Annotated in this window: 16 protein-coding genes and 2 pseudogenes; 10 read left to right on the top strand and 8 right to left on the bottom strand. The window is 68.0% G+C overall.

Translation table 11 applies throughout. The annotated features are described in order from the left end of the window. Nucleotides 1-55 precede the first annotated feature (55 nt). The gene (locus tag ACFC96_RS06010) at nt 56-628 is read right to left on the bottom strand and encodes a GNAT family N-acetyltransferase (RefSeq protein ID WP_376610486.1); all 573 of its coding nucleotides are present in this window, start codon (nt 626-628) and stop codon (nt 56-58) included. 606 nt (nt 629-1234) lie between these two features. Between ACFC96_RS06010 and ACFC96_RS06005 the strand changes: the two genes are divergently transcribed. From ACFC96_RS06005 to ACFC96_RS05995, 3 genes are all read left to right on the top strand, one after another. Further along, nucleotides 1235-3091 carry an ABC transporter ATP-binding protein gene (locus ACFC96_RS06005; RefSeq protein WP_376267041.1) on the top strand — a complete coding sequence of 619 codons (1857 nt, stop codon included), beginning with the start codon at nt 1235-1237 and terminating at the stop codon, nt 3089-3091. Nucleotides 3092-3192: 101 nt separating this feature from the next. Continuing rightward, nucleotides 3193-4668, top strand: a complete 1476-nt coding sequence (locus ACFC96_RS06000; RefSeq protein ID WP_376610484.1) for an NUDIX domain-containing protein — start codon at nt 3193-3195, stop codon at nt 4666-4668. A gap of 275 nt (nt 4669-4943) precedes the next feature. Then, nucleotides 4944-5825, top strand: coding sequence for an alpha/beta hydrolase (locus tag ACFC96_RS05995; RefSeq protein ID WP_340458614.1), 882 nt, complete (start codon nt 4944-4946; stop codon nt 5823-5825). 5 nt (nt 5826-5830) lie between these two features. Here ACFC96_RS05995 and ACFC96_RS05990 read toward each other — a convergent pair whose 3' ends face one another. Both ACFC96_RS05990 and ACFC96_RS05985 read right to left on the bottom strand, forming a co-directional pair. After that, nucleotides 5831-6286 carry a hypothetical protein gene (locus tag ACFC96_RS05990; RefSeq protein WP_376610482.1) on the bottom strand — a complete coding sequence of 152 codons (456 nt, stop codon included), beginning with the start codon at nt 6284-6286 and terminating at the stop codon, nt 5831-5833. Then, nucleotides 6283-6816, bottom strand: a complete 534-nt coding sequence (locus ACFC96_RS05985; protein WP_340458611.1) for a sigma-70 family RNA polymerase sigma factor — start codon at nt 6814-6816, stop codon at nt 6283-6285. The genes ACFC96_RS05990 and ACFC96_RS05985 overlap by 4 nt, the downstream gene beginning before the upstream one ends. Before the next feature lie 319 nt (nt 6817-7135). Here ACFC96_RS05985 and ACFC96_RS05980 point away from each other — a divergent pair, with 319 nt between their 5' ends. The 4 genes and pseudogenes from ACFC96_RS05980 to ACFC96_RS05965 all read left to right on the top strand — a co-directional run bounded on the left by ACFC96_RS05980 (nt 7136) and on the right by ACFC96_RS05965 (nt 11796). Continuing rightward, nucleotides 7136-7495 (top strand): hypothetical protein, encoded by a 360-nt coding sequence (locus ACFC96_RS05980; RefSeq protein WP_376610480.1) that lies wholly within the window; start codon nt 7136-7138, stop codon nt 7493-7495. Nucleotides 7496-8080: 585 nt separating this feature from the next. Next, a pseudogene (locus tag ACFC96_RS05975) lies at nt 8081-8551 on the top strand (SRPBCC family protein); the annotation flags it as partial. A gap of 21 nt (nt 8552-8572) precedes the next feature. Further along, on the top strand, nt 8573-9082 hold the full coding sequence (locus tag ACFC96_RS05970; protein ID WP_340458618.1) for a DinB family protein: 510 nt from the start codon (nt 8573-8575) through the stop codon (nt 9080-9082). 503 nt (nt 9083-9585) lie between these two features. Then, on the top strand, nt 9586-11796 hold the full coding sequence (locus tag ACFC96_RS05965) for an N-acetylmuramoyl-L-alanine amidase (RefSeq protein WP_376610545.1): 2211 nt from the start codon (nt 9586-9588) through the stop codon (nt 11794-11796). Between the two features lie 235 nt (nt 11797-12031). Here the strand turns inward: ACFC96_RS05965 and ACFC96_RS05960 are convergent, their stop codons facing one another. Then, complete coding sequence (locus ACFC96_RS05960; protein ID WP_376610478.1) at nt 12032-12520, bottom strand: DUF1877 family protein; 489 nt, start codon at nt 12518-12520, stop codon at nt 12032-12034. Between the two features lie 425 nt (nt 12521-12945). Here ACFC96_RS05960 and ACFC96_RS05955 point away from each other — a divergent pair, with 425 nt between their 5' ends. Further along, nucleotides 12946-13362: a hypothetical protein gene (locus tag ACFC96_RS05955; protein ID WP_376610476.1), complete on the top strand. Its 417-nt coding sequence runs from the start codon at nt 12946-12948 to the stop codon at nt 13360-13362. A 94-nt stretch (nt 13363-13456) separates the two neighbouring features. On the opposite strand, the gene ACFC96_RS05950 is transcribed toward ACFC96_RS05955, so the two are convergent. Continuing rightward, a complete protein-coding gene (locus ACFC96_RS05950) occupies nt 13457-13768 on the bottom strand; it encodes an ArsR family transcriptional regulator (protein ID WP_340457937.1) in 312 nt (103 codons plus the stop codon). A 667-nt stretch (nt 13769-14435) separates the two neighbouring features. After that, nucleotides 14436-14702 (bottom strand): hypothetical protein, encoded by a 267-nt coding sequence (locus tag ACFC96_RS05945; RefSeq protein ID WP_376610474.1) that lies wholly within the window; start codon nt 14700-14702, stop codon nt 14436-14438. Between the two features lie 603 nt (nt 14703-15305). Here ACFC96_RS05945 and ACFC96_RS05940 point away from each other — a divergent pair. Then, a complete protein-coding gene (locus ACFC96_RS05940) occupies nt 15306-15731 on the top strand; it encodes a DUF6281 family protein (RefSeq protein WP_376610473.1) in 426 nt (141 codons plus the stop codon). 67 nt (nt 15732-15798) lie between these two features. Here ACFC96_RS05940 and ACFC96_RS05935 read toward each other — a convergent pair. Beyond that, a pseudogene (locus tag ACFC96_RS05935) lies at nt 15799-16228 on the bottom strand (transposase); the annotation flags it as partial. Nucleotides 16229-16336: 108 nt separating this feature from the next. Between ACFC96_RS05935 and ACFC96_RS05930 the strand changes: the two are divergent. Further along, nucleotides 16337-17701 (top strand): glutamate decarboxylase, encoded by a 1365-nt coding sequence (locus ACFC96_RS05930; RefSeq protein ID WP_340457940.1) that lies wholly within the window; start codon nt 16337-16339, stop codon nt 17699-17701. Between the two features lie 297 nt (nt 17702-17998). Here ACFC96_RS05930 and ACFC96_RS05925 read toward each other — a convergent pair whose 3' ends face one another. Next, nucleotides 17999-20356: an arylsulfatase gene (locus ACFC96_RS05925; protein ID WP_376610471.1), complete on the bottom strand. Its 2358-nt coding sequence runs from the start codon at nt 20354-20356 to the stop codon at nt 17999-18001. Between the last annotated feature and the right edge of the window lie 92 nt (nt 20357-20448).

Genomic DNA, 20448 nt, shown 5'->3' with positions numbered 1-20448 from the left:
GGCTTCCTCACTCGACCCGGACGAGGCCGCTACCAGAGACGTACTCAACGTCCGCTTATCGGGCTGGAATCGGGAGGGTCGATGGCCGCCACTCTCGCCTGATCAACCCGAACACCCACGAGTCGGAAACCTCGCCGTTCACGACGCAGTCTTCCCGCAGCGTCCCTTCGCGGACGAATCCGATCTTCTCCAAGACCCGGGCAGATGCCAGGTTGCGCGTATCGGTCTCCGCCTGAACTCGATTCAGGTCCAGTGTGTCGAATGCCCACTGCAGCAGGGCATGCGCGGTCTCCGTCGCGAAGCCCTGGCCCCACATCGCATCGTCGAGGACATAGCCCAACGATGCGCTGCGGTAGACCGGGTTCCATCCGGTCAGGCCGCACCAGCCGACGAAGGTCCCGTCAGAAGCGCGGTCGATGGCCACGCGCGCCCCGGTACCTTCGTCCGCCATCTTCCGGCACATCGCAATGAAGCGATCGGCGCGAACCCGTTCGCTCCATGGCGGGGAATCCCAATAGCGCATCACGTGGCTGCTGCTGTGCAGCGCGAAGAGGGCGGCCGCGTCGGCGTCGGTGAAGGGGCGCAGTCGCAAGCGGGGGGTGTGCAGTGTGGGAGTGGCCAAAGTCATGCGCACCATGGTGCGTCCTCGCGGGGCGGGCGGAACACCGAATATCCGATCCCGGTCCGGTCCTCAAGGCAGCGTCCACCGCCCCGCCGCCCATGCGGTTCTGCCCACAAGACAAGACCACGTACGAGTGATGAGGGCGTTCGAGAATTCATCGGCCCCCTCGAGCCGCAGCACGACCGGCCACCGCTCCCGAATGGAACATCTGTCCACGATCTGCCCCTGAGGCGGCCGTTACGGACCTCCATCGGCGCCGTTCTTAGAGCACCAGTGCCACCCGAGCGCCCAGATGGAGGACGCCATGAATCCCGTACTCGCCCTCGCGTATCGGCCTCTTGGATTCGAACAACGGCGGCCCGCAGAGGGCATGTTCATCCTCACTGCACGCAGAGTTGACGCCGTCACCCGCCGCGCAGCAACACTGGATACGGGGTGGGCGGTATGAGCAAGTCCACCGATGCGTCAGCTGACGGTGTCCCGGGACCGCGCACCACTCCGGAGGCAGCCCCGCAGGCGATGTCGTCTGGCGGAGCGCGGAACGGCCCGACTGCCGAGTCTTCTTCCGGATCAGAGCCGGGCCCCGCTTCGACGACTGCACCCGAGCCACAGATGCGGTATGTCGACCTGACGGGCAGTCGTGAAGCGGCCGGCCGTTCCATTCGGATGCGCGACATGGCCAAGCGCTTGCCGCAGTTGGTGCACCGCTCACTGGCTCTCGCCTGGCGCGTCGACCGGCGTGCGACCGTCGGCCTTTTGCTGTGCCAGGCAGTCGCCGGCGTCACGCAGGCTCTTGGCCTGGTCGCCATCAGCGGCACCCTGACCGCGCTACTGACCAGCGGAGACGTCTACCACCGGCTCGTTGAAGCCTGGCCATCAGTGGCCCTGCTCGCGGGAGCCTCCGGCGTACGCGCCCTCCTGGGGATCACCGTCAGCTGGCTGTCCTCGAGACTGGGCCCACTCATGTCGCGTGAGGCCGAGCAGATGCTGCTCACCGGCTGCGCCGAGGCGGAGCTGTGCGCCTACGACGAACCCGACTTCAACCGCGATCGTGAAGCCGCCGACCGCGGAGCCCAGGTCACCGGTGACCTGGTCGACGAAGGCCAGGACCTGATCGCATCGAGCGCCAGCTTCCTCGCCGGCGCGATCGTGCTGGCCGGGGTGCACTGGGTCCTGCTCCCGCTTCTGGTGGCGGCCAGTCTGCCGCAGGCCCTGGCTCAGGTCAGCGCCGCCCGGGTGCGCTATCTGGCGAATCTGCGCAGCAACGGCGACAACCGGATGCTTTCGGTCCTGCGGTGGCACATCTACACGAAGGACGCCGCGGACCAGATCCGTGCCGGCACGATGGCAGGCTTCCTGTCCGGCCGCTACCGGCAGACGGTCGCCCGGATCAACCGCGAGGACCGGGACGCAGCCGACACCGGAGCCCGCATGTCCCTGGTCGGCGCACTGTGCGGTGGTCTGGGGTCGGCGGTCGTGTGGGCCGCTGTCGTGTGGCTGCTGGCCACCAACCGCATCACCGTCGGCAATGCCGGGACGGCCGTCTTCGCCCTGCAGACGGTTGGACAGTCCGTGCGCGGCCTGGTGGCCGTCGGGGCGCGCGCCGTGCGCACGGGGCTGTACATGGACGACTGGAGCGGATTCCTGGACAAGGCCGGAGGATTCCGAATGCGCCGGGGCCGGCGCCGTCCAGCGCCGCCGAAGACGATCGAGATCAAGTCGGTCACCCACCGCTACGCGGGCAAGGACCAGGACGCGCTGTCCGACATCTCGCTCACCTTGCGCCGAGGGGAGGTCACTGCCCTGGTCGGTTTCAACGGCTCCGGTAAGTCGACGCTGTCGAAGGTCGTCAGCGGCCTGTACCTGCCCACGGCCGGACAGGTCCTGTGGGACGGCATCCCCACCGGCGATGCCGACCCCCAAGCTCTGTGGCAGCAAGTGGCCCTGGTACCGCAGGACTACGCGCACTGGCCGCTGACCGTGCGCGAGAACATCACTCTCGGACAGCCCTCCGAGCGCGGCGACGCGGCCGTGCGTGAGGCGTGCGAGGCAGCCGGGGCCGACGAAGTCATTGACAAGCTCGGCGCCGGGCTGGACACCCTCCTCGCCCGCGAGTGGCTCAACGGGGAGGAGCTGAGCGGCGGTCAGTGGCAACGCATCGCTCTGGGGAGGGCGTTCTTCCGCGAGGCAGGGCTGCTGGTCCTCGACGAGCCGACAGCGAACTTGGATCCCCGTGCCGAGTTCCGCATTTTCCAACGACTCCGGCACCTGGCTCAGGACCGGGTGGTGCTGCTGGTGACTCACCGGATCACGAACGTCGCCGTGGCCGACAGGATCGTGGTCCTCGACGAGGGAAGGATTGTGCAGGAGGGCACCTACCCACAGCTCGCCCAACAACCAGGCCTGTTCCAGCAGTTGCTGTCCTACCAGGTCACCTCGGAGCCGGAGGGACGCGGAACACACGCATGAGCCGCCCCGATGCCGCTTCAGGAGACCCTGCCGTGGCTCCATACACAGCCACATACCCCAACCGGTCCCTTCCCCGTTCCACGAACTGCCGAGGTGACGACGTGCCGCCCACCCGCTCCCACATCCGCGCGACCGTCGAGGCGTACCTGGCCCGTCATCCTCATGAGCGGGAGGCCCTGGCCGACCTGCCGGCCCTTCTCGATGGCACAGACGACCCGTGCAACCGCGCCACGTTGCCCGCCCACGTCACCTGCAGTGCGGTCGTCATCAACCGTGACCGGCACGTACTGCATATCGGCCACAAGGCATCGGGGAAGCAGCTCGCCCCTGGGGGCCACGTCGAAGATGACCGGACCCTCCTGGCGGCCGCCTTGCGGGAAGTATGCGAGGAAACTGGCATCCTCCCCAAGGACCTGTGCCTGACCCCTCAGTTCCTCGGCGACCCGATCGACATCGACGTCCACGACATCGACGCCAATCCCGCCAAGGACGAGCCAGGCCACCGGCACTTCGACTTCCGCTTCGCGTTCTACCTCACGACCGAACAGCCACCGCTGCTCGCCCTGCAGGACGAAGAGGTCTGCGGCGCCCTATGGCTGCCCTTGGCCGACGTCAGATCGCCGACACTGCGCGCCAAGCTCCTGGACGCCGAGGACGCGGGTCTGACCGGGCAGCCAGAGCCCGTCAACGCATCCGTGCTGATCCACGACGGCCACGGACGATACCTCCTGCACCTGAGGGATCAGCGCGAGGGCATCTGGGAGCCCGGAGCGTTCGCCCTCATGGGAGGCGGCCGTGAGAGGGACGACCGCGACCTCGAGACGACCTTGCTGCGGGAGCTCGCCGAGGAAGCCCCTGGCCTCGACGTCGCAGACCTGACGCCTTACACCACGGAGGAGGAGACAAGCGTCGACGGCCTCGCGCTGCCGGTCCAGGTCTACGCGGGCCGCTGGAACGGTGACCCCGACACGGTGAATCTGCAAGAAGGCGTGCTGCTGCGATGGTTCACCCCCGACATGCTGGACCGGTTGCGCCTGAGTCCGGGAACGGGCGAGCTGATCCACCGGCACGTGGCCCAGCATCCCGCCACGAGCAGCCCACCGGACTGGAGCCGTCCGCTGCGCCACGAGGCACCGGAAGGCACCGAGCTCCACGTCGTCGGTGTCCACCTCTACCTCGAGGACGAGCACGGCCGGATCCTCCTTGGGCTGCGCCACCCCGATTCGGCATACGCGGGTAACCGGTGGCACTTCCTGGCCGGTCACTGCGAGCGGGAGGCGGCGATCAGCTGTCTGGTGAGGGAAGCCAGGGAAGAGGCCGGCCTGATCATCAAGCCCCGTGATGTCGAACTTGTGCACCTGGTCCATCTCGTCGACTCACCGGGTGCACGGCCGCGGATCCAGCTCGTCTTCAAGGCACGGCACTTTGAAGGCGCCGCGGAGGTGCGCGAAGTCGACAAGTGCGTCGCCTGGCGATGGTGGTTCCCTCGGAGCCTCCCGGATCCGATCGTCCACTACACCCGCGCGGCCATCGAGGGGATCCAAGCCGGTCAGCTCTACACCGAGATGGGATGGTGAGCGAGGCGGCCAAGATCCTCGACGAGACCCCGCAGAGCGACATGCCCCGGCCGCGGCTCCGTTCCGTCAAACGTGGTGACCTGCAGAGCTGTTCGACGTGGAACCCCCACCGCTGTCCGAGGCGCGGACGAGTTGTCTGAGGCGCGCTGAACGACGCCATCGCCTGGGCGAGATCTGGGCGTACGTACTCACAAACACGAGGGAACCTTTGCCGGATCGTGCGCCTCCTGGCGGGGTGAACGCGACTTCTCGTATCTGGCGAAGGGATCCCCCTCATGACCAACAGCGAACGTCCCATGCCCTCGCTGGAAGCGGCACAGCACCGGTGGGTGATGGTCCGCGGGGCCCAGCTGCACATCGCCGAGTGCGGCAGCGGCGAGCCCGTGGTGCTGCTGCACGGTTTCCCGCAGCACTGGTACGCGTGGCGCGCGCTCGTCCCGCTGCTCGCCGACGGGCACCGGCTGATCTGCGTCGATCTGCGCGGCTTCGGCTGGTCGGAGCAGACGGAGCGCGGTTACGACACGGACGGGCTCAGTGACGACATACTCGCGCTGCTGGACGCGCTCGGCCTCGACCGGGTGACCCTGGTCGGGCACAACTGGGGTGCCGGGGTGGGCTTCCGGCTCTGCCAGCGGGCCCCGGAGCGGTTCCGTGCCTTCCTCGCGCTGAACATGGCGCACCCGTGGACGCGCCACCGCGACGTTCTGCCGAATCTGTGGCGGATGTGGTTCACCGCCTTCATCGAGTACCCGGTGCTCGGACGGCTGGTCCTGCGGCACTGGCCGTCTTTCACCCGCCATCTGCTGCGACGCGCGGTCGCCGACCCGGCGGCGTGGCGGGACGCGGACCTCGCGGAGTTCACCGAGGCGGCGCAGAGCTCGGCCCATGCCGGGCAGGCGATGTTCTGGCAGTACGTCGTGCGGGACATCCCGGCGGGCTTCCGGGGCACCCACCGCCGACGTCGACTGACCGTCCCGACGCTGGTCCTGGGCGGCGAGCACGACCCGGTGATCCCGCCTGCCCTGCTGCGCGGCGGAGTTCCCAACGCGGACGATCTGACCGTACGGGTGGTGCCGGGAGCGGGGCACCATCTGCACGAGGAGCGGCCGGAGTTGGTGGCCGAGGCCTTGCGGAAACTCATCGCCGAGGCCGGCTGAAGGGGTCACCGCAGGGCGGCGCGGCGCTCCACCTCGCGGAAGAAGGCGTGAGTGCGGCGCTTTCCGAGCAGGCGGCGGTACACGCGCTGCACGGGGCCAAGGGCGGCGGGGCGCGCCGCGCCGCACACGGCGAGCCGCGTCCCCGTGCCATCAGGCGTGGCGGCCATTCCCATCGTCACCAGCCTGGATTGCATCAGGCACCACCCAGGGCTCAGCCGTATGTCGAACGGCCCGCGCAGGCCGAGTACGTCAACGGCCTGAGCCGCTTTGCGCTCGCTGTCGCCGGGCGGAACCTTGAACTCCCGCACGAAGGAGATCAGATGGGGCAGCTCGCCCTCCAGGTCGGCGATGACAGCCCATACCTGGTCGAAGGGCAGCGCGATCCGTGCCTCGGCGTACAGGGGGGCTCGCAGTCCGGCGGCCAGTACGCGCAGCCGGGCGACCGCATCGGGTGCGTTCACCGTGTCCACGCCTTCCGGAAGGAGGAACGGGCCCTGTTAAGTCGTGATTTCACGGTGCCCTCGGGTACGCCGAGCAGTTCGGCCATCGTCCGCTCGTCCAGGCCTTCCAGCTCCCGCAGTACCAGTACGGTGCGGTGCTGGACGGGCAGTCGGGCGAGCAAGTCCCGTATTTCTGTGGTCAGTTCATCGCCGAAGCCGGGCAGTAGATCCCGCAGCCGGGCTATCTCCTCGGGGTCGGCGGGCGTCTCGCCTGCGGTGCGCCGCGCCACCCGGACAGCCTCCCGCACGGTGACCGCACGCACCCACCCGTAGAACGCCTGCGGATCCCGCAGTCCGCGTAGCCCCCGGAACACCGCGAGAAGGGACTCCTGCACGGCGTCCGCGGTGTCGGCCGGGGCGATCGGGGTGCACAGCCGGGTGACGTACGGCGTCACCAGCTTCAGCAGGTCGTCCATGGCAAGGGCGTCGCCACCCCGCGCGGCCCGTACGAGCGGCGCCGCCGCGTCCCAGGGCCGCACGTCGTCATCCATCGCCGCACACCGTATACGTAGCGCCTCGGACGAGGCTGCGGGATTGGCGCATTCCGACCTGAACCATGGCTCGCAAGGCTTCACCGCCGCGTACGGGACGTGGGGCTACGTGCTGGTCGGTGTGCTCGTACAGCATCCCGAGGCCCTGATCGGCTACCGGGAAGGGTCGAATGCCCTTGAGTCTGCCCATGTGGCCGTGCATGTCCTTCGCGACGCCTGGCCGTCGTCTTGTCGGGTGTGGGCGGGCTGTAGCCGAGAGGGGCCGATGAGATCATGGGAGCCGTAGCCAAGCTGTTCCGGTCCGGCGAGAGGGCATGCCATGGCCAGTTCCGTCGTACGGGCCGTTTGGACGTTCACACGGGACGAGGACGAGGACTGGGTCCCGTCCAGGGAGCCCGCTGCAGACGAGAACCTCCGGCGGGCCGTGGAGACCCTGCTCCTGGGGATCGCCTCGGCCCGGGCCGCGCAGACGTACCTGGCTGCTTGGTCCGCCGATTCACAGCGGTGGGAGTCCGGCTTCACTCTGGCGACCGCCTCTGCAGCGGCTGAGCGAGTGAGCCCGGGGACCGTCAGGCTCATCGACCTGTACGGGCAGTTCGAGGACTGTGACATTGCGGCCGGCGAGTTCGACGCGATGCTCCAGGACTATGCGGCGGCAGCGCGTGCCGCCGAGAGCTAGTACTCCGTGGGACTGCGCTACGGGACTGGGGATGTCAGGCCGAGCCGTGAACGGACGGCACCTTTGCGGCTGTCGGCCTGCGCCGTGCGGAACAGGCCGACGAGTCCGGTGTCCTCCCCGCGTGGCGCGTCCTGGACGTAGGTGTCCCGCCGCAGCGAGTGGTTCAGGCATGACTCGACGAATCAGACGGGGTTGTGGTCCTTGTCCTGAGTGCCAGTGATACCGCCGGCTTCCGAGGTGCTGTCAACTGCTTCGTCGACGACCCTTCCTGGGCTGCCACGAGCTCCAGACTCGAGGCTGGTGCTCGTGCTTGGGAACGTCCAGCGGGTCGGCGGGTGCCGGACGATGTGGTGCTGATCGGCTTCGAAGACCCGCCGATGGCGGAGGCGGGCCGCGCGCCGGCGCGTGTGCTGCTGGAGGGGATCTCCCCGCACATGGCGTCATGCGGTTCCGTCGAGAGAACTGGTTCAGTGGGAGTGCGTGCGAGACCGGCCTCGCACGTGGTCGGCCAGGCGTTGTCGTACCCCCGGTGTAGCGTCCGGGCCGGAGTCAGGCTCATGTTCTGCGGTTGACGGAGGCGCGCGGATGACGAGTAGGAAAGGCGAGGCCGTGGTGGCGGTGTCCCGGCGCATCAAGGCCCCGGCGGAGGACGTCTTCCGGATCCTGGCCGACCCCGGACGGCACCCGGACCTCGACGGCTCGGGGATGCTGCGCGGTGGTGCCTCCGACGCCGTGGTCTCGGGTGTCGGGGACGTCTTCATGATGCGGATGCACAACGAGCAGCACGGTGACTACGAGATGCTCAACCACGTCGTCGAGTACGAGCCGGGCTGCCGCATCGGCTGGGAGCCGAGGCCCGGTCGGGGGCACCCGGACGCCACCGCGCCTGGGGCCGCGTGGGGCCACCGATGGATCTTCGACCTGCTACCGGACGGGGCCGGGACGACAGTGGTGACCGAGATCTTCGACGGTTCGCGCATGCCGGAGGACAAACGCGCGGAAGTGGACGGAGGGCGCGCCTGGTGGCAGACGCAGATGACCAGCACCTTGGAACGCCTTGCGGAACTGTGCCGCCCGGTGAACGCCGAACTCGACGCTCTCAAGGGCGCCCTGAAGCGCCAGCGCGAGCACGTCCTTGGGATCCTCGAAGGGCTCTCGGAGGAAGCACTGCGGCGGCCGGTACTGCCCAGCGGCTGGAGCTGCCTGGCACTGCTGCGCCACCTCACCCTGGATGTCGAACGCTTCTGGTTCCCCGGGGTGATCGCGGGCGCGCCGGATGTGGCCGGACAGCTCAAGGCGGGCGCGGAGGCCCACTGGTATGTGCCCGAGGGGATGAGCGCCGAGGAGGTCTTTGCCGACTACCGGGCGGCCATCGCGCGCGCGGACGCCGTGCTCGCTGATGCCGCGCCCGAACAGGAGCCCGCAGCGTGGCCCGTGGAGATCTGGCCGACCTGGCAGCTGCCTGACGTGCGGCACATTCTGATCCACGTGCTCACCGAAGTCGCCTGCCACAGCGGTCACTTGGATGCAGCGCGCGAGCTCATCGACGGCACCACCTGGCTCGGTGGCAACCCGTACGCCGGCTGATTCTGTGACCGGATGAGGTCCGCTGGGTTCTTCAGGCGGCGGTGGAGATGGGTGTCCGCCCCAACGAGTGCCTTTTCTCGATGCGGATGCGGATGCGGATGCGGATGCGGATGCGGGGTGCAGGGTGCGCGCATGCCCTTCGAGTGGGCCCCGGGACCAGGACGAGGTCCAGGGACCAGCTTGAGTCACTCCCGTGCCTGGCGGGCTGGGACGCGCGGGGGTGTCGGGGCGCGCTCGGCGGGCGCGCAACAAGCGGCCGCGGCCAGGCCAGGGAGATCCGCGTGGGCGCGTGCCGTGGACGTGGTCCAGTTACCAGGCAGGCGCCGCCCGCCCGAGAGTGACAGCGGCCGGAGTGACGTTTTCTCGACCTGCTGCGCTGGGACAGTTGGTCATCCCTGCGAGGGATGTGGCGTACGTGACTTCTTTTCTGCGGCCTGTCGGGCCTTTCTTTGGGGTGGAAATTCGTGAGTCCTCGCGTGTCTCATGCGTACAGATCATTGAGCCTGAAGCGAAGGGCGTGGCTGACCCTCGGCGCCGTGGTCCTGGGCGGCGGGGGCGTGGCGGCCTATGCCGTCGCCAGCCCCTCCGACGGCACGGCTCCTGCGGGCCGGGACAAGCGGCCGGTCAAGGTCTACGACCTCGCGCTGCCGGGCGCGGCGGCCGACCGGCGGGAACTGCCGCGCAAGGACGCCAAGCAGTTCTCGATGGTCGGCGTCTCCTGGTCGGGCGCCGCCAAGCGGCTCCACGGGACGGCGCAGGTACGCACCCGCAGCCTGACCACGGGCGAGTGGAGCACCTGGCGGGATCTGGAGCTGAACGTCGATCCATTGGAGCGCCCTGAGCCGGGCGTGCGCGGCGCCTCCGAGCCGTTGTGGGTCGGCCCCTCCGACGGAGTTCAGGTGCAGGTCGTCCGCAAGAGTGGCACGACCACCGCTCTGCCCAAGGGACTTGAGGTCAATCTGGTCGACCCCGGCGTGGTGACCGACGCCGAGGCCCGCCGGCCCGAGACCGTGGCCGAGCCGGCCGCGTTCGTCGCGGAGAGCAGCCCCGCCGCCTCCACGAGCGCGCCCGCGGACACCCCCGCGCCGAGCGACCCCGCCGACGCCACCCCAACGGACCCGGCCACGGCCACCCCCTCGGGGTCCGCATCGGCCTCGGCGAGCGCATCCCCCGCCACGCCCACCGCGCCACCGTCCACGGCACCGAAACCGCCCGTCACCTCGCGCGCCGGTTGGGGCGCCGACGAGTCGATCAGCCCGGACGCACCGGAGTACAACGCGGACGTGAAGGCCGTGTTCGTGCACCACACCGACGGGGCCAACGACTACTCCTGCGCAGACTCGGCCTCGATCGTGCGCGGCATCTACGCCTACCACGTACAGGTCAACGGCTGGAAGGACATCGGCTACAACTTCTTGGTCGACAAGTGCGGCACCGTCTTCGAGGGCCGCAAGGGCGGCACCGACCTGCCGGTGCTCGGCGCCCACACCTACGGCTGGAACCGCGAGTCCGCCGGCATCGCGGTGCTCGGTGAGTACACCTCCACCAGCGCTTCGAACGCCGCGCTGGCCTCCATCGCCCGCGTCGCCGCCTGGAAACTCGGCCAGTACGGCGCCGACCCGGCCGGCACCGTGAAGCTGACCGCCGGCGCGACCCAGACCAACTACTTCGGCACCAGCTTCACCGCCGGCAACACGTACACCTTCCAGCGGATCTCCGCCCACCGCGACGGCTACAACACCCAGTGCCCGGGCGGCACCCTCTACGGCCAGCTGGCGACCATCCGCACCTGGGCGGCCGGACCGGTGCAGGGCCTGAAGACCACCACGGTCGACGGCGCGGGCCTGTCGGGTACGACGTACTACACCAAGGGCGCCCTCACCGTGCACTGGCAGGCCACCACTCCGGCCTCGCTCATCTCCAAGTTCGAGCTGCTCGTCGACGGCAAGTCCGTCACCACCACGTCCGGCAGCGCCACCTCTGCCGCCGCCACCCTGGCACCGGGCAGCCACACCGTCGCCGTACGCGCCACACACCAGTCCGGCAAGGCGACGACCACCACCGCGCTGAACGTCGTCGCCGAGACGACCGCACCGACCTTCACCACCACCCCGAAGATCTCCCTGCGCACCGGCACCGTCAACACCAGCGCCGTCCCCGTCACGCTCGGCTGGAAGGCCACCGACGACAAGGCGCTGCGCTCCGTGAACCTGCTCTCGCCGACCGCCGTCACCTTCGGCCCGACCACCACCAGCTCCAGCCGCACCGCCGCGTCCGGAACCGCCACCACCTGGTCGATGCGGGCCTACGACTGGGCGGGCAACTACCGCACCTCGTCCCCGTCGTACACGCCGGTGATCCAGCAGGAGACCTCGGCCGTCAAGTCCGGGACCTGGACCAGCCGGAGCAGCACCAGCTACCTCGGCGGCAAGTCCTACTCCAGCAGTTCCAAGGGGGCCGCCCTCACCTGGACGTTCACCGGACGCTCCGCCTCCTGGGTGGTCTCCCGCGCCACCAGTTCCGGCCAGGCGTACGTCTACGTGGACGGGGTGAAGGTCAGCACCGTCGACCTCAAGTCCTCGACCACCCAGTACCGGCAGGCGATCTGGACCAAGACCTGGTCGAGCAGTGCCACGCACAAGGTGAAGATCGTCGTGGTCGGCACCAGCGGTCGCCCGACCATCACCACGGACGGCCTCGTCTACATCAAGTAGGCGCCGAGACCCTGTCCGGGCAGGCCGGGCAGTCTCATGCGGCGAAGGCCGGTCAGGCGTGGTGCGGGCTGCTGCCGCGCCTGCCCGTCGCCACCGACGTCGCCCGTGCCCCGTCCCCGAACACGACTGCCGGACCGGTGAGGTTCTTGCTGTCGCGGACGGGGACGGGGACGGGGGCGGGGCAGGGACCGGGCGGTCACCACCACGCTCCCGCATGGTCGGAGTGCTCGGCGATTCAGTACCAGAATGCCTTGACTACCGCAGTGCCCGCTGAGGCAGAGCGGGAGTAGAAGGCACGCAGGTCCGTGTGGTGTCTGAGGAACCAGCCCTTGACCTCGGCTTCGGCGAAGGCCGAGAAGGGGGGAAGGACCTTCGGACCGGCAGCTTCCCAGAGGTCGTCGAAGGAGACCGCAGCCAGGAAGTTCGCTGCCTCGCGGACCTCGGTGGGGCGGGCAATCACGAACGGCGGCCGGCTGTTGGCGGCGTGATGGACAGGGGTGCCGCCGAAGATGGGCAGCTCCCAGTCGTGGGCGCCTCGTGGCGAACGGGCTGCCGCGTAGACCTCATTGAGCGCGTGGAAGTGATAAGGCACAGCTTCGGCGATGCCGGCCCGGCGTTCGGCTCGGAAACGGTCGAGGGCGTCCCCCAAGACCTCCTCCAGCCAAGTCCACTCCTCCCGTATCTCTGACTCAGACATGGCACGCAGCTGCATCTTGATGCTCATGCCGCGCATTCTGGCGGAGGCCACCGACAACACCTCCCGGCATGGGGCTGGACCGTCCGCGCCCGTCTCGGTTTCCGTCCTATTCAGCTCCGGTCACGGTCGTTCAGGCGAGGGTCCGGACGTCAGCCCTGTCGCACGGGCCAGCCGCCCAAGAACACAGATGAACGCCCCTGCACACAGCCGACGCTCCACCAACACAGTCGGAAAGCGTGTTGGGCTCTCAAACGGTGCCGGCCGCTTGCCTCACGGAGGATGAGAGGGTGGGTATCCACGGCCTGCAACGTAGTCCCGAGCCGGCTCCCGGGGACCTTTATGCCCACCCCCTTGACCGCGGACCTCGAAGGTTCTCTGTCCGGTCTCACTCCACCAGGCAAACTAGTGCCGCATCAGGCGACGTTCGCCCTGCCGATGGCTACTCTGGCGACGTGGCCGATGAAAAGGAAAGTGAGAGCGGCTCGATCCGAGGCCCCTCGTGGGACCACCCGGTAGTGGCCACCGTCGCGGCGGAACTGGGCGGCCTTGCTGTCTCCGGGTTGGTCGCTCTGGTGGGGTGGCCGTTCGGGTGGCTGCCCGACACTGGTTTCGTCCTCATCGTGACGGGCTTTATCGCGTTCGAGCCTGCGGCTGAGTTGTACCGCGGGGCGGGCCCGCCGCGTCGGCTTGCTGTTGTCGCCGCTCTCCTTGCGCTGGCAACGGTGAGCCTGCTCGTGGCTGCAGCAGTGAACTGGGCCTTTCCTGCGCTGGCTGATCCGGGCGTCGGTATCCTCGTCGGCTACCTTGTTGCGTTGCCCATCGCCGTGGCTGTGTTGGCTTGGTTCCTCACCAGGGCGAACGATGCCTGATGCGGCACTGGCAAGCGGCACTGACAACGGCCTGGCACCAGAGGCGCGACGGAGACCCCGCCGTTCAGGAGGGGTGGAGCGCTGGCCCAGGGGCCTAGTCAGCGGCTACGACAGCCTGGATCAGACCCGGGAACCTGGCGTCCAAGTCCTCCTTGCGGAGGCGCATGTACAACCCGTTTCCGGCGCTGCGCTGATAGACCAAGCCTGCCTCACGCAGCACTCGCCAATGCCGTGTGCGACTGGATTTGCTCAGCGGCAGGTCGAAAGAGGCGCACAGCCGCTCATCGTCGGGTCGCGCAGCCAGTTCAGCCACCACCCGACGGCGGTTCTCGTCCGCAAGCGCCAGAAGGATGGGGCCCACCTCCAGCTCCTCGACGCCAGGATGCACCAACTGGCCAGCGTCCATCACTCCACCTCTCGACAAGGTACGCACCCACGCGTACCTTACTCCTGGGGGAGTCATGCCCGCATCCGCATCGCCACGTCGCCGCGTCCTCTCACGCATTCGCTCGACGCTACGTAAATTCCTGCTCGTCGAGCACTCACCGTTCATGACTCTCTGACTCCGGCCAGCCCGCGAGGCCCCGAAGCGACCGCGCCCCATCCGTGCTCGATGGACCGGGGGCTCACGGGGAACCGCGGTCACCCATGGGCAGCATGCATGACGATGGCCCCCGACCGATGTTCCGCGTCAGGGACCTTCAACTTGCCCGTTGGGTATGGGATGTGAACCCATGGCGGCTCGCGCCATGACGGTTTTCAAGATCGTGGACTAGAGCTGAGGCAGAGCCGCACGCTCGCATCCAAGGTTGTTGTGAAGCCAATGGTCGAAGTGCTGGCCCTCGGCCTCTCGGTCACCCTCAACGGTTCGACGCAGCGTGGCCGGACCGAACCCGCCCCCGGTCCTCCTCGGCCTGGCGTGATCAAAAATGCGAGGCCGAACCGTGTCGAAGCCCTGGGGGCCCACCCGACACAACAGCCGGATCACTCACCTGCCTGCCTGCCTGCCTGCCTGCCCACGCCCCGACAAGCCAAGCGGTCCGACGGGCGAACCGCCGGACCGCCAAGGAAGATCAAGACGCGAACGTGATGACGTAGACGGGGCTGTGGGAGCTGCCCTCGTTGTGCACCACCGGGCAGGACGTCTTCTGCTCGCTGTCCTTGGTCTTGACCTGAATTCCGCAGAAGGGCGAATCGTCCCAGTCGAGCTGGTTGAAGTTGCTGAGCACGGGGATGTCGTCCCCTCCGTTACGGGTGTCAGCGCTGGCCCCGCCGATGCCTGCGAAGAGGATTCCGCAGGTGGCTACGGCTACCGCGGTAATCTTCCGGACGTTCCTCATGTGTTCTCCTCCGCTGCTCTGCCCCAGATCGGGCAGACACCTGAGGAACGATGCGCAAAAGGGATCAGAGCGTAACGTCGTTCACGCTTTGATCACTCCTACAGCCGTACAAATCACTGAGCTGCTGGGCGAACCGAGCGGGCTGAAGGCGTCGTGCTTGGCATGACGCCAGTCAAGTCGTTGAGGCGTGCGCCTGTCTGCTCGCGATCGATTCCCCGGGCTGCACGTGGATGCCTGCAAGTTGACGACCAATCAGGGCGAGTGCGCGGATACCTCACGATCCACTCACGCGGTTGTGGCCGGTCCCGGCAACCGGCCGCGGTCGAGTGCAGAACTCCGTGAACGACGCCGGGCGGCGAAACGGCTCGGGCTGCCGGAACAGACGACACTCAAGAGCTACGGCCCCTGGTTGGGCCTAGGGTCTCTCGTCCGGATCACGCGAGAAGGGTGAATCACTAGTCACTCAAAGCGGAACGAACCAGTTCGCCTCGAGCTCCGTCATGGTCATGAATGGCTCGGGAGCCGCGCCCGGGGTCCGAACTCCCCATGCGTCATGCGGTACCCGGTGAGACGGAGCGCGCACGCTCCAGAAGGAGCCCACTGATGCGAATCAGCAGCTCAAGCCGACGCAAGGCCGCCAGGTCGACGCGGTTGCGGCGGCTGCCGTGGTACTCGGGCATGGTCGTGGCCGCGCTGACGACCGCCTGCACGGCGCAGGGCGGTGGTGGAGAAGCCGAAGGGTCATGCGCGATCGCGGCTCTGTACAGGGGCCGCACCTACACACAGGTCGCCAACGTCGACTTCACCGTTGGCGAAGCACTCGGCCCCGCCGAGTTCCCGCCCTGCGATGACACGCCGGGCCACGACGATGATGCCGCAGGGCCCGAACCGACCACGGCCTATGCCGTCGACGGCTTGAATCCACGTGTCGCCATTGCGGTGCGGTACACCTCGGACGAGGTCATGCTCCTTGCCGTCCAACCTGGTGGCAGCCTGCCTCCCGAGGTCAAGACCCTGACACGAGGCTAGGGTTGGATCAGCGTGTGGACCTGAGGCAGATGCATGCCTGCGATGTGGAGTCCCGGCCAGGTAGAAGGCTCGCGGTCTTCTCGTAGTGGGTGGCGATGCCTCGCCACTGCTTCAGTTGGGTGATGTACCGCTCGACAGTGTTGCGCTGCTCGCACCCCTCCCGGTCGAAGGCAGGCGTTCTGTCACCGGCCCGCCCGCGCCGCATCCAATTGGTCCGCTGGTCGGCCCGTTCCGGGATCACTGCGCGGATACCGCGTCTGCGCAGTCGGTCCCGGATCTCGCGGGAGGAGTACGTCTTGTCGGCCAGGACCATGTCCGGCCTGGGGCGGGGCCTGTCCAGAGTGGCGGGGAACGCGCAGGCGGGCCATGGCGTCAGTGGATGCGGGTGCGTTCCCGGCTTGTTCGGGGGTGAGGACGAACGCGAGTGGCCGGCAACGGCCGGCCGTCGGCCGCGAGGTGGATCTTCGTGGTCAGACGGCGCGGGAGCGGCCGATGGCGGGAGTGATCACGTCGAGAAGTCGTCAAGGTGCGCCGTTCTCGTGAATCCCAAGCCCTACCCGAGTCCTGAGCATGGCTCCCGCTCGGGAAACTGTTGAATCGTCAGCATGACCAAGAGAGACGCCGCGGACCTGTTCGGAAACCGCTTCCTGACCGAGCCGGCTCCCTCGAAGACCTTCCCCGAGGAGGGCATGACCGCGACGGACACCATGAGGCTTCTGGACGAGGACCTCGTCATGGAGGGCGACCCGCAGCGCAATCTCGCCACGTTCGTCACCACCTGGATGGAGCCGGAGGCGCAACGGGTCATCGCCGAGAACCTCCACCGCAACTTCATCGACCACGCGGAGTACCCCATCTCCGCCGAGATCGAGCAGCGCTGCGTGCGCATGCTCGCCGATCTCTTCAACGCACCGGGCAAGACCATCGGATGCCGGACCCAGGGCTCGTCCGAGGCGATCATGCTCGGCGCGCTGTCGCTGAAGTGGAAGTGGCGGCAGCGCCGCCAGGCGGCCAACCTGTCGGTCGACCGCCCCAACCTGGTCTTCGGCGGCGATGTCCACGTCGTGTGGGAGAAGTTCTGCCGCTACTTCGACGTCGAGCCGCGGATCGTGCCGCTTGCCGAGAACAAGTACACGATCGGCCCGGAGGACGTGGAGCCGCACATCGACGAGAACACGATCGGTGTCGTCGCCGTCGTCGGCACCACGTTCACCGGCCACAAGGACGACGTGGTCGGGATCGACAAGCTCTTGCGGGACATCCGCAAGGAGCGGGACCTCGACATCCCCATCCACGTCGACGGCGCCAGCGGCGGCTTCGTGTGGCCCTTCCTCTATCCGGATTCGAAATGGGACTTCCGGCTCGAGCAGGTCCGCTCGATCAACGTATCGGGACACAAGTACGGTCTGGTCTACCCCGGCATCGGCTGGCTGGTTTTCCGTGAGGAGTCCGACCTGGCCGAGGACCTCGTGTTCTACGAGAACTACCTGGGCAAGACCGACGCGACGTTCACGCTGAATTTCTCGACCGGCGCGTCGATGGTCCTGGCCCAGTACTACAACTTCGTGCGGCTGGGGCGTCAGGGCTACACCTACGTCATGGAGACGATGCAGAAGAACGCCCACGCGTTGGCGGACAACCTGCGTAGCAGCGGCCGCTTCGAAGTGATCGGCAGCGATCTCGAGCAGCTGCCGCTGGTCGCTTTCCGCCTCGCCGGCGAGCACGCCTACGACGAGTCCGACATCGCCTGGCAGCTCTCGGCCGAGCGCGGCTGGATGGTGCCGGCTTACACGCTCCCGCCCAACGCGGAGCGGGTGAAGATCCTGCGTGCCCTGGTCAAGGAGACCCTGAGCCGTGAGCAGATCGAGCGTCTGACGCGCGACATCGCCGACGCGTGCGACACCTTGGACCACAAGGGCGGGACCGCCGAGGCCGAGCGGGCCCAGATCAAGCGCGGCACCGGTTACTGACGCCGCGACCGGGGCCCTCCAGGGGGGCGACGAAGTCGCTCCCGAGCGCGCTTTCGCTGCGGCACACGTGTGCATGGGGATCGTTCGGTACGAGCGTTACGTGGCCCGGGGTCCCGGCCCGGTGACCGAGGACTCATGACCCGCTAGTTTCCTACCGCTTTTCACCGTCCGAATGGCCGACCACATCGTCGCAGGCGTGGACGACCGCGTGATCGAACAGGGCATGCGCGAACAGCGTCTGGTCGCTGCGAAGGGCTACACGGGGCCTCTTCCGCGCGCAAGCCGCTCCCGCCTTCCTCATTCGCGGGCCAGCATGGCTTCGGCTTCGCGTGCGAGGTCGACGTAGGGGTCGCCGCTGACGTCCACGGCCACGCGGCGCAGGTTGCCGCCGGTGAATGCGTAGGGGGCGGTGCCTGGGTAGTCGCGGGTGACGGCGTCGCCGCTGTCACGGCCGACGTTGAGGCCCTCGCCGGCGAGGGTGAACTTGCCGGGCTGGGTCTTGATACGGCCTTCGCCGACCTTGCGGTCACCGTAGTAGAGGCTGAGGATGCCGGTGGCGAAGCCGGGCGTCTCCTCGCCGTCCTTCTCGAAGGCCGCGGCCAGGATGAGATTCTCGCCGGTCGGAAGATCCTCGTCGGCGCTGATGCGCTGTTCCTGGCTGCCGAGGAAGTTGTACACGTAGTGCAGCCGGCCGTCCTTGACGTACAGGGCGTGCCCGCCGAACCGTCCGCCGTGGGCGAAGAGCACGCCGGATGCGCCCGGGCCGGGCAGATCCACCATCGCTCCGATCGCATAGGAGCGGTTGCGGATGTTGACCGCCACTGACTCGGGCACCTCGGAGCCGCCGGGCCGGTAGACGTATCGGTTGCGGGGCGGGGTGAGTTGCGGGCGTTGGGTGGTGAGGATCTCCATCGCGGAGCGGTCGTCCAGCGGGAAGGCCTGGTTGACGCCGGCCTCGTAGAACCACAGGCCGATCAGCTCGGTGAGCTTCTCCGGCTCGGCCTCGGCGAGGTCGTTCAGCTCCGCCCGGTCCACCTCGGTGTGGTACAGCTCCCAGGTGTCCTGCTGGAACTTGCTCCAGCCGCTGATCGCCGGGTGCGTGGTGACGGCCTTCCAGCCGTCGTGCCAGATACCGCGGGTGCCGAGCATGGAGTAGAACTGCGTGCTCTTGGCGGACGGGATGGTGGCCGCGTCGAAGCTGTAGCGCATGCTCACGCCCTGCAGCGGGACCTGTGTGTGGCCCTTGACCGTTTTGGGCAGCTCCAGGCCGAGGCAGTCGAGCACGGTGGGGACGATGTCGACCGCGTGGTGGTATTGATCACGAACCTCACCGTGCGCCTTGATCCCGGCGGGCCAGGAGATGATGCACGGGTCGCAGGTGCCGCCGTTGAAGGAGTAGCGCTTCCACATCTTGAACGGCGTGTTGAAGGCCATCGCCCAGCCGTTCGGGTAGTGGCCGTATGTCTCGACCCCGCCCAGTTTGTCGAGCATGGCGAGGTTCTCCGCCAGGTCGTCGGCGACGTTGTTGAAGAACTTGTTCTCGTTGACCGAGCCGTTTGGCCCTCCCTCGCCGCTGGCCCCGTTGTCCGAGACCACCACGAAGACGGTGTTGTCCAGCTGTTCGATGTCTTCCAGGTAGTCGAGCAGCCGGCCGATCTGGTCGTCGCAGTGCGAGAGAAAGCCCGCGTAGACCTCCGCCATCCGGGCGAACAGCCGCCGTTCCTCTTCGTTCAGCTCACTCCACGGCCGCGTGAAGTCCAGCGGTGGGAACGGCTCGCCGTCCGGGCCGCTGCGGGTCTGCGGTGTGCCGATCGGGTTCACCGGCGGCAGCTCCGTGTTGGCCGGGACCAGACCCAGCTCCTTCTGTCGGGTCAGGGTCTGGGTACGCATGGCTTCGTAGCCCATGTCGAACTTGCCGCGGTAGCGCTCGATCCACTCGGGCGGCGCCTGGTGAGGGGCGTGCGCACAGCCTGGTGCGTAGTACAGGAAGACCGGCCGCTCGGGTGCGATGGCCTTGACGTCGTCGATGTACCGGATGGCCTTGTCGGTGATGTCGACGCCGAAGTGGTAGCCCTCCTCCGGGCTCGCAGGCTGCTCGACCGGGTGCTGGTCGTGCACCAGGTCCGGGTACCACTGGCTGGTCTCGGCGCCGAGGAAGCCGTAGAAGCGCTCGAACCCTCGCCCGGTGGGCCAGTTGCGCTTCGTGGAGGCGAGGTTCATCTCGTCCTCGGGACACAGGTGCCACTTGCCGACCAGGGCCGTGCTGTAGCCCTGGTCGACCAGGATCTCCGCGAGGGTGGCGCACTCCGCGGGGATGTGCCCGTTGGCGTTGGGGAAGCCGACAGCGGCCTCGCTGATGCAGGCCATGCCGTTGGAGGTGTGGTTGCGCCCGGTGAGCAGCGCGGAGCGGGTCGGCGAGCACAGCGCCGTGGTGTGCCACTGGGAGTAGCGCACGCCGGCGGCGGCGATCCGGTCGATGTTCGGCGTCTCGATCGGGCCGCCGTAGCAGCTCATCGCCCCGAACCCGACATCGTCCAGCACGATGTACACGACGTTGGGTGAACCCTCCCGGGCCTTCGGCTGCTCGTACGGAGCCCAGTCCGGCACCGAGTCCCGGATGTCGAGGTTGATCACACCGCGGAATGTGTCGGCCATGGCCCATCCCTTTCGCGCAAGGTTCATGCCCGTACCTCATCGGGGCGCACAGGCGGCTGCTTGCAGTCTGGTCGGGATGGAGGAACCGCGCC

Origin of the sequence: Streptomyces sp. NPDC055955, from assembly GCF_042270245.1 — a bacterium.
Lineage (GTDB): Bacteria > Actinomycetota > Actinomycetes > Streptomycetales > Streptomycetaceae > Streptomyces.
The sequence above is the reverse complement of the archived record's forward strand: the minus strand, read 5'-3'. Positions and strand labels throughout refer to the sequence as shown.

What these genes read in the sequence shown, in the direction of transcription:
- ACFC96_RS05985 (WP_340458611.1), bottom strand. Translation starts at nt 6,816, where the DNA reads ATGGATGACGACGTGCGGCCCTGGGACGCGGCGGCGCCGCTCGTACGG.
- ACFC96_RS05950 (WP_340457937.1), bottom strand. Translation starts at nt 13,768, where the DNA reads ATGGACGCTGGCCAGTTGGTGCATCCTGGCGTCGAGGAGCTGGAGGTG.
- ACFC96_RS05995 (WP_340458614.1), top strand. Translation starts at nt 4,944, where the DNA reads ATGACCAACAGCGAACGTCCCATGCCCTCGCTGGAAGCGGCACAGCAC.
- ACFC96_RS06010 (WP_376610486.1), bottom strand. Translation starts at nt 628, where the DNA reads ATGACTTTGGCCACTCCCACACTGCACACCCCCCGCTTGCGACTGCGC.
- ACFC96_RS05940 (WP_376610473.1), top strand. Translation starts at nt 15,306, where the DNA reads ATGCGAATCAGCAGCTCAAGCCGACGCAAGGCCGCCAGGTCGACGCGG.
- ACFC96_RS05960 (WP_376610478.1), bottom strand. Translation starts at nt 12,520, where the DNA reads ATGAGCATCAAGATGCAGCTGCGTGCCATGTCTGAGTCAGAGATACGG.
- ACFC96_RS05925 (WP_376610471.1), bottom strand. Translation starts at nt 20,356, where the DNA reads ATGGCCGACACATTCCGCGGTGTGATCAACCTCGACATCCGGGACTCG.
- ACFC96_RS06005 (WP_376267041.1), top strand. Translation starts at nt 1,235, where the DNA reads ATGCGGTATGTCGACCTGACGGGCAGTCGTGAAGCGGCCGGCCGTTCC.
- ACFC96_RS05980 (WP_376610480.1), top strand. Translation starts at nt 7,136, where the DNA reads ATGGCCAGTTCCGTCGTACGGGCCGTTTGGACGTTCACACGGGACGAG.
- ACFC96_RS05945 (WP_376610474.1), bottom strand. Translation starts at nt 14,702, where the DNA reads ATGAGGAACGTCCGGAAGATTACCGCGGTAGCCGTAGCCACCTGCGGA.
- ACFC96_RS05930 (WP_340457940.1), top strand. Translation starts at nt 16,337, where the DNA reads ATGACCAAGAGAGACGCCGCGGACCTGTTCGGAAACCGCTTCCTGACC.